At 41.6% G+C, this 15,112-nt stretch carries 7 protein-coding genes; all 7 read right to left on the reverse strand.

The features are described from left to right. Positions 1-4: 4 nt before the first annotated feature. Positions 5-2,053, reverse strand: a complete 2,049-nt coding sequence (gene recD, locus I6E69_RS08595) for an exodeoxyribonuclease V subunit alpha (protein ID WP_197121052.1) — start codon at positions 2,051-2,053, stop codon at positions 5-7. Further along, positions 2,050-5,628: an exodeoxyribonuclease V subunit beta gene (gene recB, locus I6E69_RS08600; RefSeq protein ID WP_197121053.1), complete on the reverse strand. Its 3,579-nt coding sequence runs from the start codon at positions 5,626-5,628 to the stop codon at positions 2,050-2,052. The genes recD and recB overlap by 4 nt, the downstream gene beginning before the upstream one ends. Beyond that, complete coding sequence (gene recC / locus I6E69_RS08605) at positions 5,615-8,914, reverse strand: exodeoxyribonuclease V subunit gamma (protein ID WP_197121054.1); 3,300 nt, start codon at positions 8,912-8,914, stop codon at positions 5,615-5,617. Before recC ends, recB begins: the two co-directional genes overlap by 14 nt. Positions 8,915-9,075: 161 nt before the next feature. After that, positions 9,076-10,137 carry an alkaline phosphatase D family protein gene (locus I6E69_RS08610; RefSeq protein WP_197121055.1) on the reverse strand — a complete coding sequence of 354 codons (1,062 nt, stop codon included), beginning with the start codon at positions 10,135-10,137 and terminating at the stop codon, positions 9,076-9,078. Next, positions 10,134-11,261: an alkaline phosphatase family protein gene (locus I6E69_RS08615; protein ID WP_193226277.1), complete on the reverse strand. Its 1,128-nt coding sequence runs from the start codon at positions 11,259-11,261 to the stop codon at positions 10,134-10,136. Before I6E69_RS08615 ends, I6E69_RS08610 begins: the two co-directional genes overlap by 4 nt. Before the next feature lie 74 nt (positions 11,262-11,335). Beyond that, a complete protein-coding gene (locus I6E69_RS08620) occupies positions 11,336-13,705 on the reverse strand; it encodes a TonB-dependent receptor (protein ID WP_197121056.1) in 2,370 nt (789 codons plus the stop codon). A 194-nt stretch (positions 13,706-13,899) separates the two neighbouring features. Further along, positions 13,900-14,943, reverse strand: coding sequence for an alkene reductase (locus I6E69_RS08625; RefSeq protein ID WP_197121057.1), 1,044 nt, complete (start codon positions 14,941-14,943; stop codon positions 13,900-13,902). Between the last annotated feature and the right edge of the window lie 169 nt (positions 14,944-15,112).

Consider the following 15,112-nt stretch of genomic DNA (forward strand, 5'->3'; position numbering starts at 1 on the left):
AAGCTTAAAATTGTAACCTTTCATATAAACCAGATGCTCTTGATACGCTCTTATTCATTGCAAGTTGCAGTACTTTTTTGTCAGCCACCAGTTCAAACTTATTTTTAGCGCGGGTTATCCCCGTATACACCAATTGCCGGTTAATACCCATACGCGCTTGTTTTAGCGGTGGCAATACCATAGCGGTGTAACTAAACTCTGAGCCTTGTGATTTATGAATAGTCATTACGTATACTTTATCGTGTGCAGGGAGTCGTGCTGGCGAAAATGCTCGTTGATTCCCTTGCTCATCAATAAATATGGCTTTGAGCTGATTGCTTTCATCGGGCATTAAAATACCAATATCGCCGTTAAATAACTTAAGCTGGTAATCGTTCTGGCTCACCATAATGGGCATGCCTGTATAATGATGAGTATTAGGGCTAACTGTTATTAAACCTTGCTGTTGCAATACGCGCTCTATTCGCTGATTTAAGCTATGCACGCCGTAATCGCCCTCTCGTACCGCAGCTAAAAGCTGATAACTAGCAAAAGCAGCATGCACCTGTGCAACATCTGCACCTTGGGCAATTAAGTTAAGGTATTTTGCATAATGACTTGCTGCACTTTTAACAAGCTTTTCAATTGGTTTTGCTACAAAGTCGTAATCTAAAATTACATCGTTAAAACGCCCTTCAATACTTTCTTGCTCAACGTAATTTAAAATACCGGTGTTATTTGTGTTTACCGCAAGTGCGAGTTGGCCAATGCCGCTTTGTGCATCAAATCGATAACTGTGCTGTAAAAAGGCAACGCAATCTGCGAGTTTAAATTCACTCACGCTTTGCGCTACGAGCTTAGGCTCATTATTAAAACATAAGCTATTTAGCTCATCACAGCGTGCTTGCGAGTAGCGTGGCGTTTGCCCAAGTGTTAAACCTTGGCATAAATCGCTCATTACGCTGCCGGTATCTACCGAGGCAAGCTGATCTTTATCACCTAGGAGTATTAATCTCGCGTGCGTAGGCAATGCTTCTATTAATTTAGCCATCAGCGATAAATCGACCATACTGGCTTCGTCAATAATCAGCACATCTAAATGCAGCGGATTGCTTTTGTTATGTCTGAATTTATTAGTAAACGGTTTTACGCCCAATAAGCGATGAATAGTCTGAGCGCTTTGCGGTATCAGCGTTTTTATATCATCAGGAATCGTTGTGAGCTTATTTTTAGCGCCTAAAATAGACTCACTTAAACGTGCAGCTGCTTTACCAGTGGGTGCCACCAGCTTAATGCTAAGCGGCGCGGTTTTATAAAGTGACTGCAAAATAGCCAGCAACTTAGTCACTGTGGTAGTTTTACCTGTACCTGGGCCACCCGTGATCACACTAAAGCCTTTGGTGGCCGCAATCGCACACGCCACTTTTTGCCAATCAGTCTCAATTGTTGAATCAGCAGGAAAATAGGTATTCAAAAGTTCAGCCAATACTTCATTATTAATATTGAGCTTTCGCTCGCTCATGCTTAATAATCTATCTGCGAGTGTTTGCTCATAACCGGCAAGGCGCGCAAAATAAAGTCGCTCTTTAAACAGTTGCAGTGGTTTATTTTCGCCCACGCTTTCATGGTTTTGTAAATAACTGAGCGCTGTATGTACATTAAAGTCATCACTAAACGGGCTTAGCGTACTGGGTACATTGCCATCGAGTTTATTAAAGTCGCTTTTGCGCAAGTTAAAAGGATTACTCCAATCAACCTCATTTAAAGTTAGGCAGCTATGCTGGCTTTGCTGCGATAAGCACAGCAATAAAATAATATAAAACAGCTCATTGTGAGTTTGCTCAATGTCATTAGCACACAGTAATTCTGCGAGTTTAACATCAACCACACGTAGTCGATTTTGCGCTAATAAATATTCAAGTAACGGGACTTCGATAATCGTATTATTTAACACAATGTCCTCTAATGGGACATCTTGTGCTACATTTTTTGAAGTAAGAGGCTCTACGGCTTCATTATTAAGTGTCTCGTCTATATCGTCAAACAAGCCAGGTTGCTCATTTAAATCGCTCATAGCATGGCTCCTTGGCTAAATAAGCCATCTAAAATAATCACTTGTTCTTCAGTTAGCTTTTTAAAGTACACGCCTTGCCCTGCGGGCATCCCACGTAAAAACGTGTAATACACGCCGCCTAAATGGGTTTCTACCGAGTAATCAGCTATACGTTGTTTTAATAAACGATGCAGCGCTACCGTGTAGATTAAATACTGTAAATGATACTGATGACTGCTCATCGCTTGCTCAAGCATGTCGCCTTCGTAATCAGCTGGCGTGCTACCTAAATAATTAGACTTATAATCTAAAATATAATATTTGCCTTGGTAGCAAAATATTAAATCGACAAAGCCTTTTAACAAGCCCTTTACGTGCGAAAATTCAAGCTTACTTTGCGTGAAACCAAAATGTTTAATGAGCATTTCGTTTAGCTTAGGTGCGCTTAAACTCTCAAGAGGTAAATTAAATTCCATTTCGACTAGGCAATCATTGGGTGTAAGCACACCCAATGAAAGAAGCCCGTTTTCTAAAGAGCTGTTATCTAGGGGGTACGTAAGAACATCAAGCACCCATTTTTCAGCCACTTCTCGCCATTGCTCACCTATGTGGTACTTTTCAAGGCTGCGCTTAACTACCTCAGATAAGTTTTGCTCAGTATTAGTTGGGTGAACTATTGGGCTAGTAAAATCTATTTGTTCAAATATTTCGTGTAAACAGCTACCAGGCTTTGCCCCTTTAGGAAAGCTATAAGGTGATGGTAGTTCGTCCTCTTGCACTGCAAACTCGTCTTTTTCGTGATCTTCATCACTTCGCCCTGGAGCTAATTGGTCGCTGTGCTTTTTAAAACTCAACGCACTAAAGCTGGTTGCTCGCCAGTTACGCTCAATATTTGCTGTTACTTTATTAACACTTAACGTTTGCTGCGCGCTTTCACTGTTATTAAAACAAAGTGTTCCCTGCTCTAATAATGTTTGTGAGGTAAATTGCTGATAGCTCATCGCGCTGTTAGCGTCGCAAAACTCACTTAAATGCGTGCGCCATGTTTGGCTACTGGCAAGTTCAAGCCCTGCAAATAAAACATGCCCAAGTGCACTACTTTGCATAGCCAAGCGGCTACTTTGTCCTTGCCCTATGTTATAAACACCAAGCGCACAAAAATGTACGGCGCGAGTAAGTGCTACATAAAGCAGGCGTAAATCTTCAGCTAGGCGTTCTTGTTCTGCTTTTTGAAGGGCATCTTCGTCTTTACTTAAATCGAAAACTAGCTTGCCATTATTATGATAAAGCGCTTCTTTTGTTTCGCGATAGCCACTGGCAAACGGCATAAATACCAAAGGGTATTCAAGCCCCTTTGAGGCATGCATAGTGACAATTTTAACTAGGTTCGCGTCACTTTCTAGGCGTACTTGTACTGTTTCACCGTCTTGTTGGCTTACCTTTTGTGCAAACCATCGCAGTAAACGTAGCGTACCTTCAAGCTCTATTTGTTTTTGCTGAAGTATTTCGCCCAAGTGCCTAAAGTCTGTCAGCCAACGCTCAACGTTATATCCCAGCCCTTGCCATTTAGCGCTAAGCTGGTTATGGCTCATTAAACGCTCAAGCATTGCCATAGCGCCTTGCTTGTTCCAAATGTGGCTAAGTTGTGCAAAAAAGTTTAAGTAGTCTTGCCATTTATTTTCATCATCGGCGAGTGCATGTATTTCGTTATAACTTAAACAAAATAGTGGACCCGCTAAAACACCGCGCAGCAATGACTCGTCATATTGACCATGCAGCGCTGTTAAAAAGTTAAGTAGGTGATGGCTAAGCTCTTGGCTAAAAACGCTCTCGCGCGATAAATACACACTGGAAATTTTGGCATCATCTAGCGCTTTTTTCATTATTTGTGCTTCAACACGGTCGCGCACTAATATACAAATATCGGCAGCGCTTACAGGGTTACTGCCAATGCACGCATCCCCCTGTTTTGCTTTTTCAAGCAGGGTGACTATTTTATTAGCAAAGTGAGTGGCTAAATGCGCTTGCCCTACACCTTTGTTAGTTGGTTTGTTCTTTTCATCGGCGGCTTCATCCACAAATACATTAAATTCGAATGCGGTCGCGGCTTTGCCATCAATTAAAAAAGAGTCTTCCGCTTTTTTACCTTTAGCAGCTACTGCGTTAAACGGTATGGCATCGTTATAAATAAAGCTGTTAGCGTGTTTGCCAAATAAACTATTAACGCTATTTACTATATCGGTGCTTGAGCGAAAGTTAGTACCCAGCGTAAATTGCTGATCAGTCTGTACTGCCTCTTTTGCGCCAATATACGTAAAAATATCTGCGCCCCTAAAGCCATAAATAGCCTGTTTGGGGTCGCCTATCATGGCAAGCGTGGTATTTTTTTGCCCATAAATTTTACTAAAAATACCGTACTGAATCGGATCGGTATCTTGGAATTCATCAATCATGGCAACCGGAAACAACTGCGCAATTTTTTGCGCCAGTACGTCGCCTTGCTCGTTATTAAGCGCACTGTGTAAATTGGTCAATAAGTCATCTGGGGTGATCACGCTTTGCTCTTGCTTGCGCTTAACTATTGCGGCTTTTACCCAGCGTGCTGCATGTTGTACAACCGCTATTTTGAGCCCTTGGTTTATGGTGTTATTAAGTGCGGCAAGCTCGTCAAACTGACTCAGTAATGGATGCACAAATAATGGCTGATTTTTTTTATAATTGCCTGCATCGCTTAGGTTTTCTGTACTCCACACTTCAAACGAATACTTGTTAGTGCCAAATTCAAAAAACAAATCGCCGCCTAAACAAAATGCCTCAAGCGCACCAAGGCTGCCTTTTCGTGCTGGCGTTTTAGACCCGCTTAAACCCGAGCCTTTAATAGCACCGATAAACTCTTGCTCTAACACCGCTTTTTTAAATGCAGGTACACGTGTTATGTACTCGTCACGGGCTTTCCATACATCATCTAAATTTATTTGTGGCGTAATGTGCGCATTAGCTTTGTTTAAAATGCTCGCCACTTGAGCGAATAAAGCCTCTGGTGCGGCAAATACATCTAAAATAGCATCGGTGCGTTCTTTATTAAGTGGGTATACAAATGCCCGCCAAAAATCTTTAATAGTTTCGAGTAATATGTCGCGCTCATCTAAAATAAATTCGAGATTAAACGCCACACCCGACTCAAACGCATGTTGCTTTAGCATCCGCTGACAAAAGCCATGAATAGTAAAAATAGCGGCTTCGTCCATTGATTTAGCAGCTGCATCGAGCAAATCAAACGCGCGGTGCTTATCATCAATTTTGGCAATTACGCCTTCAATGAGTTCGTCATTTGGGTCTTGCCCAAGCAGTGCGTCGCGTGCAGCAATAATTCGGCTGCGTACGCGGTCTTTAATTTCTTGGGTGGCGGCGTCGGTAAAGGTTACAACCAAAATTTGCTCAACACTGAGCGGCGTATTTAACTCACCTTCTATTTGCATACCTAGTAAGTAACGTAAATACAGCCCTGTAATGGTATAAGTTTTACCAGTACCCGCACTGGCTTCTATTAAACTTTGACCAATGAGCGGCATAGTAAGAGGATTAAGCGCTTGCATGGTCACTCTCCTTTGCGTGTTCAAATAAAGGCGTGAGCAATTTATCACTCCATTTTATAAATTCTTCTTGGCAGTCGTTTAGCGATTGCACCGTTAAGCGAATATACGGATTTTCGCCCTCGCCTCGCCCTATGTATTGCGGGCTAAATTTGCTCATTGCTTTTGTTATATCGCCGCCGCTTTTAACGTATTCATAACCACTTACCGGAAAAAACGGCACAGGCTCCGCGCGCAGCGCTTTGTATAACTCAAACCAATCAAGTAACAATGCATCGGCATCAGCTTTATTAATTGGCGCAAAGGTAATTTGCTTATCAAGCCCAAGTAACAATGTTTCTACTTGTTGATCCATACTTTGCGCTGCGAGGTGATAAATAAAGCCTTTAATTAAATCTTTCGCTTTAATACTCGCACTGCGGTAAAACACTTGTTTTTGCAAATACACATGATTGAGCCAGCCCTCTATTTTGGTGCCTTCAATGGTAAGCAAAACTTCTATCGGCTCACTTTTCCCGCCTTTAATGTGCTCTTTAACTTGACCTGCAAGCGCATCAACTCGGTGCTCCATACTCTCAAATATGAGGCTGCCTACATTGGCTTGAGGTAACTCACCCCGCTGCAGTATTTGCTCGGTACTCAGTGGTTGCTCGTTTATATTGGCTTTAAGTATTTCATCAAGGTAAAAATAACGGCGCAGCGCATCTAGGCTAAAGGGTTCTTCGTCTTTTGCTACTTCGTTAAATTGTGGTAGGCGTAAACCCAATGTTTGTTGATAAAAGCTCTCTTGTGCGCTGCACACACTTCTAATAAACACATCGAGATCTAGCTGATCTGGCACAGTCACATCAAGCGCAATAACCGGCTCTGGTTTAATTGACTCACTTGGTAGCCAAATTGGATTGTAACTGTGGTTGCTCAGCACAGTATTGGTTTGCTCATCGGCTAAATAGTAATGGCTATTAAAGGGCTGTAAATGCTGCTGATTAATTAGACATGCGGGCAGCGTTTTTTCACTCTTTTCGTTTAATACAAAACTACGCCCAATATATTCTAACAGCTCACTTACAAGCGTTGATGGCATGCGCGGTTGGTTATCAAAACACGAGCGACCAATGTAACTCATGTATAAGTTGTCGCGGGCACTCAGTAGCGCTTCTAAAAATAAGTAGCGGTCATCTAATTTACGTGATCGGTCACCTTTTTGCTTTTTAGAATAAGGCACCAAGTCAAAACCAATGGGCTGTACGTTACGCGGGTAGTCAGCATCGTTTAAACCCAGCATACACACCACTTTAAATGGCACGGCGCGCATGGGCATAAGCGTACAAAAGTTTACTTGCCCAACCAAAAACCGCTGCCCTACGCCTTTTTCTTGAATGCCTTGTTTAACTAAGTAACTAACAATACGCTGCGAAACCGCTTTACTGTAATCACCGTTATCGTGGTGTTTTTGTAACTCTTCGAGCACGTTTTGCAGTACTAATAAATCCCAGCTGTCGTCGCTTTCACTTTCGTATATGGCGCTTAATAGCTCGCTTAAAATATGCGCTTTATTAGTGAGCGTATCATCGGGCGTTAGCTGCTCTTTAAAGCTTTGCAGTACATCAATAAAATGCACGAGCTTGTTGAGTGTATCAAGCGCCATGCCTTCTACTTCATCAGCGCTGTAAATACCGTTAAACGGGCATTGTTCGTCGCGCATGGCTATACCAAGCAGTAAACGGTTGAGCCCATGTTGCCAGGTATTTAAATCGATAGCGGGTAAATCAAAGCTGCTTTTATGCGCTGCGTTTATACCCCATTTAACACCTACACGTTCAAGCCAGTATTGAATTTGCTCGTATTCGTGTGCTTCAAGCCCAAATTTTTCGGCTATTTGCGTCACTTGTAATAAATCGAGAATATCCGATACACCGAAGCGCGAAAACGGTAAGTTAGCTAAACTCGCAAATGAACTAAGGACAGGCTTTTCTTGCTCTATGGCTAAATCGGCCAATGCGTAAGGAATAAAGCGGCTGCCTTGTGCCCCGCCAAATACGGCTTCAATATAAGGGCTGTAAGTGCCTACATCGGGCATCATGACAATTATGTCTTTGGGGGTAAGCGTTGGGTCTTGATTAAATAAGTTAAGTAAGTAGTCGTGCAAGCGCTCAACTTCTCTAAGCGGTGTATGGCAATCGCTGAGCGTAATGCTGGTGTCGGTTGCGCTGATTGGTAATTTACCTTCGTCGTTTATAAACCACTCTTTGTTATCGGTAAGAGACTCCCCCTTAAACGCAAGTTGATAAATCTCGCTTTGTACTTGCCCTAGTAAGGTGTCGTCAAACACATCAATAAAACCATCAATCCAACGGGCATCTAACTGTACAAGTTGTTCAAAATAGTCGCGGCCTAATTTACCCCACGACGATAACAACGGATTACCAATAAAGTAGTATTCTTCATCAGGATTGGTTTGTTTTTTTTGTTGCGCTTCCACCAGCGGCATTTTGGCGTATTTAGCGCTTATTTTAGCTGCTGTTTTTTCATCTATGATATCGCCCCAGTAGTGCTCACTTGGGTTAAAAAAGAATAATATAACCTCGGTTTTTTTACTCAGCGCTTCAAACACCTCAAGCTGGGAGCTGGCAATCGCCGATATACCAAATAAACTAATGCGTTGTGGCAGTAAGCTATTGTCCATCGTCTCAAGTGCTGCAAGTAATTGCCCTTGCATGTTAGCGCGATGAAATTGGCTTTGCCCAAGTTCTTGGCTTAGCTTTACAATGCGTCGCCATAAATCAGGTTGCCATGGGGCAATGGCTACATCTACGTCATCAAGCTCATCTTTGCCGCTATCCCATGTGGCTATCCAGTGCGGTCGGTACATTAAATATTGGTCGTACACATCGGCTATTTTTTCGCATAGCGCAAAGGTTTTTTGCCCGTCAATATCGCCCTCTAAATAGGTTTTTAGCGGCAAATAAAGCGGTTCATCAATGCAGGTTGGTAAAATTGCAAACAGTTTCCAAGCAAGGTTGGGCTTATTAAATGCCGACTCTTTAGGGACATTTGGCAGTAATTGCTGATACAACTGCCAAATAAAGCTCGACGGCAGCGGAAAATCCACCTGCGCTGCAACCCCTAAGTTTTCGCTCAAACCTATTTTTAACCACTGCGACATACCCGGCGATTGCACTAGCACTACTTCTTTGTCGAACGGGCTTTGCAATGGGTTTACTTTTAACAGCTGGTGGAACTGCGCTTGCAGGGCTTCCATGCGGTTTGATTGAATAATATTTAGCATATAACACTGACCTTGCTTGAGATAAAACCAGTGTAAGATATTTTCAATATTAGGGGTAGCGCAAACGGGTAATTGGCTTTAATAAATCAGAGAGTTAAGAACTAATTTACAGATTTTTATACGCACAGCATCTATTTTATATACTGTGCGTAGTAGTGAGTTTATTTATAAGGGCTAATACTTGATAAACTAAAGTCACTTTGCATTATTACTTCGCCATCAACGCCTTTTAATTTAAGTGAAATAGTGGGATCAGTTTGCTGCCAGTCTATGCTTAAATCACCGTAATTTACGTTATGAGTAAAATTCCCTACTCGGTGCTTGTTAGGGCTTACGTCTTTCCATTTTTCAGTTAAGCCTGAGCTGGTCATCTCAATCAATGGGTAATCAAGGTTTTGCTGATACTTTGATATTTCACCCCAGTGCGTATCGCCGCTGATGATCACGACCCCATTTACTTTATGCTTTTTAATCAATGCAAATAAACGGTTTCTATCTTCAGGAAAGTTTGCCCATGACTCCCAACCTGTAAAATCGGGTAAAAGCTGTAAGCTTGAGGCAATCAATTTAATTGCAGCAGGCTTTTTAAGCTCTTGTTCAAGCCATTGCCACTGGGCTTCACCTAGCATTGATGCGCCCTTCACTTCACTAGGACTATACGGGCCTTGGTTATTTAACTTACGTTTAGTGTAGTATTCAAGCTCACCTACATGGTTTAACGCATCACGGTTCCAACGTAAATCAGGCATTATTACTTGTATGGTTTGCTCATTTTCACCATACATGTACGAGGTATAAATTCCATCAGAGCGAGTGCGACGCGCTGAGTTTGCAGGCTCACCCCAAAAATTAAGCATAATTTGGCGTGATTGCTCTTTATGCGGATACTCTTTACCTGCATCGTTTTGGCCATAATCGTGGTCATCCCACATAGCAATAATAGGCGTTTGCGCTTTTAACGTTTTAAAACCAGGCTTTGCCCCTAAACGTTGGTACTTATCGGCAAGTACATCCATATCGTTGGTATCGCCGTAGATATTGTCACCCAAAAATATAAACAAATCGCCTTTCTCTTTGTTAATTGCATTAAATATGGGTATCTTTTTATCTTGATGCCCACACGAACCAAATAGAATTTTAGATGGCGCGGCAGTAACACTCGCGCTAATAACCAAACTCAACGCCAAGGCAGTTAGGGTTAATGGTTTTAATAGGTTCTTCATTTTAAAATCTCGCTAATTGCAGGCGCCATATTTGAATTTATTTCATTTGGATTCTGCCCAAGCGCCTTTAAAACGGTCGCCGCTATTTGCGCTTGTTTAAGCTCATTTTTAGTTTTAATTAAGCCACTACCTTTTATTGCGGGGCCAATGGCCGCAAGCCAAATATGTTCAGAGCCGACAATTCCTTCTGGGTAGGTATTTTCACCTAACTCTAGCTCAGCAAGTGCACGTTTAGAGCTGTGATGTTGCCAATCGTTGGCATTATTGCCACGGCCGTGATCAGTAGTAATAATTAGTGTGGTGTTATTTTTATAACCCGCTGTAGTTTGAATGGTTGCCCATAAGTCTTTTATATACGCGTCACTTTGCCTTGCCGATTTAAGGTATTGATCGTAATGACCATCATGCGCAAAGTCATCGGTTTCGCCTAAGCTTATCACTAACAACTTAGGCTTTTTAGCCAACATATACGCTTTAGCAAAGCGGTATGTAAAACTGTCTAGTCGTACGTTATACCAAGGACTGGGAATTTCATTTTGTAGCGCATTTAAGAGTGGCGCATCTGTAAATAAATTCTCTTCAATTGACATAAAACCTGCATTTACATACACGTTACTGCGCTTAGTATTTACAATGTATGGGAATACATCCCAACTACCAAATAAGGCTGTGCTATCTTTAAACTCAGGTAACTTATCTAAACGCTCTAAAATAGTTTTATTTGGGTTGAGCACTTTGTTATTACTATTTATATTTTCGTCAACTTCACCGGTGAGTATTTCGTTATAACCAGGGTATGAAAAATACCACGGGTTACTTACCGACATAGTAGAGCCGTTAGCTCTATCGCCAATTATAATCCCTTTTTTAGCCACTACTTGCGTTAAAAAAGGCATTAGTAATTGCTGGCGCTCATTTGCTGTTTTTGCCCAAAACTGGGTATTTAATTGCTCTGGCTTTTTAACAAAATCAGTATTATTAATTAAGCTATTATCAGCCCCATAAAATACTTCTTGCCAGCGTACTCCATCAAGCGTTACCAGCACTACATTTTGCGCAGCTGTTGCAAAGTTACTCGCTAATACACTTAAGCTAAATAGTGTTACTTTTAAAATCGTTTTCATCGCGTTTTGCGCCCTTTGATATAATAAAGCCCATCAATGATGGGCTTTATTTTAATTCAATTACTAAAACTTAATTAAAAGTCAGCGGTAAATGTAACTGCTGCGGTGCGTGGCGCGCCAATGTAATAAGTAGCGCCGTTACCAGTACCACCTGCTAAGTAGCTTTTGTCAGTAACGTTATAAACAACAAACGATACGTCAATGGCTTTAAACGGGCCTGCATCTACGTCAGTTGAATAACCTGCATTAAAATCAAGTACGGTGTAGCCGTCTACTTTATTACGCGTGCGAGTGTCTTCGTCTTGCCATGCACCTAAGCGCTCACCGGTGTATTTAGCCGATAAACCAACACGAAAGCCATCGCTAAAGTAATCGGTAGATACCACAAATAAATCTTCTGATGAATCGATTATGCTGTCGCCTTTTCTAAAGCTCGGTGCTACCTCATTACCACTTTCATCTCTTAATATTACACCCTGTGAATCGTATGCATTTGGATCATCCGACGAATACTCAGAACTGCTATTAGTATACGACGAGTACACGCTCCAGCTTGGTGTTAACATATAGCTTGCTGCAAGCTCAAGCCCATTTGAGTCAATACCCCCTACATTTACGTACGAGCCATTTGTACCAATGGTGTAATCAATCCCATCTGTGCCACTACCAGGGGCAATAAAGGTAATGCGGTTATCAAACTTAACACTGTAAGCCGTTGCTGTAAGGGTTAATCTGTCGGCTTGGTAACGTACACCAAAGTCTATGTTGTCGGCAGTTTCTGGCTCTATGTTTGTGAGTGTTGAGCTATCTCGCTCAAGTACACCGTCTTTTATTGCGGAAAAATTCTCGCTGTAACTAGCAAATAATTCTGTGCTGTTATTTAGCTGATACAATACACCACCGCTAAATAACACGTCTGAGTCGCTATCTACTTTATCTGATCTTTCGTTAGCAAAGTGGTCGTATTTTTGTAATTCAACTAAATATTGTTTTGCACCAATATTTAATGTTAAGTCACCAAAATTAATCGAGTCTTGTAGGTACCATTTGAATGTATCGGTATCAAAAGTGTTTTTGTATTGTGTCCAGTAAGGCGTGCTATCAAAGTGATGATAAATACGCGCATCAATTACTTTGTGCCAATCACGCGATTCATCACGCTCACTTTGCTCATACCAAAAGCCCGCTTCGATATCGTGATCACCAAATGTAGCTTGGTAATTTGCCGTTACACCTAAACGATCTTTGTTGTAATGCGTATGGCGGTAAGACATAACCGGCGTTGCTGTTGCATCGTAACACGCAGGATTTAAACCAGGACCCGACTCCCATGGCCAGCTCAAACTTTGCGTACAATCGGCATTGGGTGCAAGCGGGTTGCCTTCACTATCAGCAAAACCATAAGAGCCTGCATTAGTGCCACCCTCGGTTGTTGGGTCGCCATTTTCATCAACAGGCGTTGTTAAATAAGGTGGGATCCAATCGCCGCGACCTGAATTTTTATGATAATAAGGGCTAACAGTTAATAATGAAGTTGGCGAAATCGCGTATTCAAATTTTAAATAGCCTAAGGTATTTTCACGAAGCGTTCCCCAACCTTCTGCAAACATTTGGTCAAAGTGCGGTACTCCCGTCCAATTCCATGTTAACTGATCCCACTCTGGTGTTTGTTCAAACTGCTCAAGGCTTACGCTGTTATAGTTTGTCTCGCTTACATCATCGTAAGATAAACGACCAGTGAGCGTTAAATCGTCAAAATTAGATACAAACTTAAGCTCTGCGTGTTGGTTGTCTTTACCCCCATTACTGCCTGAACCAATCCAGCGGCTTGTATCTGTTTGCGAGTAACTTACGTACGCTTGTGTGTTATTAAAAACAGTGCCTGTTTCGTGTTTAATATAATAACGCGTGGCATCGTGGCTGCCTGATGTATAAGCAAAGGTAGTGCCTTTTTCAAGGCTTGGGTCTTTACTTACAAAGTTAAATGTCCCGCCTAGTGCTTCAAGTGAAGCCGACTTAATATCAGAGGTACCTTGACCTACTTCTACCGTTGCTAAATTTTCGCTCTCCAAGTAACGGTTAGCTTTAGCACCACCGCCGTAATTAGAGCCACCATTGGGAATGCCATCAACGGTCATTCCTAATTGTTGTTGGTTCCCATCAATACTAAAACCACGCATAGTAATTGTAGTAGACCAATCGTCGCCACCAAATGCATCACCTTCGTTTATGCTAATCCCTGGTAAATTATCAATAACCGATAATATGCTCGATACCGAACTTTGTTGCTCAAGCATTGCAGGCTCAATAACATTGTTAGCGTAGCTCGTTGGTTTAGCAACCACGGTTACTTCTTCTATGGTGTTGTCGTTAGCATAAGTAGATGTTGATACAGCCATGGCAATAGCCATGCTCAATAGCGATTTGTTTTTTAAAGCGTACATTGTTGTCCCGTTTAGTTTTAATTATGAAATATGAAAACGCGGACAGTATGAATTTTAAATATGACAACGAGGATGAACTTTATTTACATAAAGGTTAAACAAATATGGAAGATTTATGGCGGGAATATGTACAAAAAAAGACACCCAAAGGTTTAGCTTAAGGTGCCTTAATCACTAAATATAATATTTAGCTGTTACTTTAATTCAGCTAGCATTTCATCGATGTATGGTACTAGTTCTTCACCGTTTGCAATTTTGCTAATGTAATCTGGGTTTGCGATAAGTGGGCGACCAATAGCGATTAAATCAAACTTAGCATCGTTAATTGCCTCTTTTGCTGACTCAAAACTATAGCTGCCTACGCCTACTAATGTACCTTTGTAGCCTGCACGTAAAAATTCAGACGTCGTTTTACCTTCAAGCGATTCAAACGTTGTACTGTCGTCAAAAATACCGCCGTGTAAGTATGCTAAATCTCTCTTCTCAAGCTCTGGTAATAAGTAATCGAATACCGCTTTATCACGGCTATCTTCGCTCATATTAAAATAAGCACCCGGTGTAACACGTAAAGCAGTACGCTCATTACCTACAGCGGCGATAACTGCATCGGTTACTTCTAGTGCAAAACGCGACATATTTTCAGGCGTTTGACCGTATTCGTCGCTGCGTGTATTTGCAGCGTAATGTAAAAACTGGTCAATCAAATACCCGTTAGCACCGTGAATTTCTACCCCGTCAAAACCCGCTTCAATCGCATTTTCTGCCGCTTTTGCGTAATCAGCTACTAGGCCCTTAATGTCATCTATAGTCGCTGCTTTTGGTGTGATGTATGTAAGCTCACGCATACGAGGCACAGAGCCTTCAACGCCAATTGCCGATGGTGCCAGTACATCGCCATCAAAAAAGTGAGGATGTGCAACACGGCCAACATGCCAAAGCTGTGCAAACATTTTGCCGCCATTAGCGTGCACTGCGTCTGTTACTTTTTTCCAACCTTGAATTTGCTCACTGGTAAATAAACCCGGTGTATTTGGGTAACCTTGCGCATCTGGACGAATAATAGTTGCTTCGCTAATAATTAAACCGGTTTCGGCACGGCGAGCATAATATTCAACCATATCTTGTGTTGGCACTAAGTTATCGTCAGCCATACAACGCGTTAATGGTGCCATAAGTACGCGATTTTTAAGCTCAATCGTATTATTTAGTTTAAACGGAGCAAGTAGATCAGTAGTCATTTTTCAATCCTTCATTAAGTATATGCTTACTACAATGTGGCCTTTTTACAAACATTCAAGCTTATTTTGAATGATCGCTCAAATTAGTTGTGACTTATACTGTTCAATATACAAATTAGATCTGCATTGCTGAAATTAAATAGCAACTTTTCAACACTCTGTCATATAA

It is taken from the genome of Pseudoalteromonas sp. NZS100, from assembly GCF_015864815.1.
GTDB lineage: Bacteria > Pseudomonadota > Gammaproteobacteria > Enterobacterales > Alteromonadaceae > Pseudoalteromonas > Pseudoalteromonas distincta.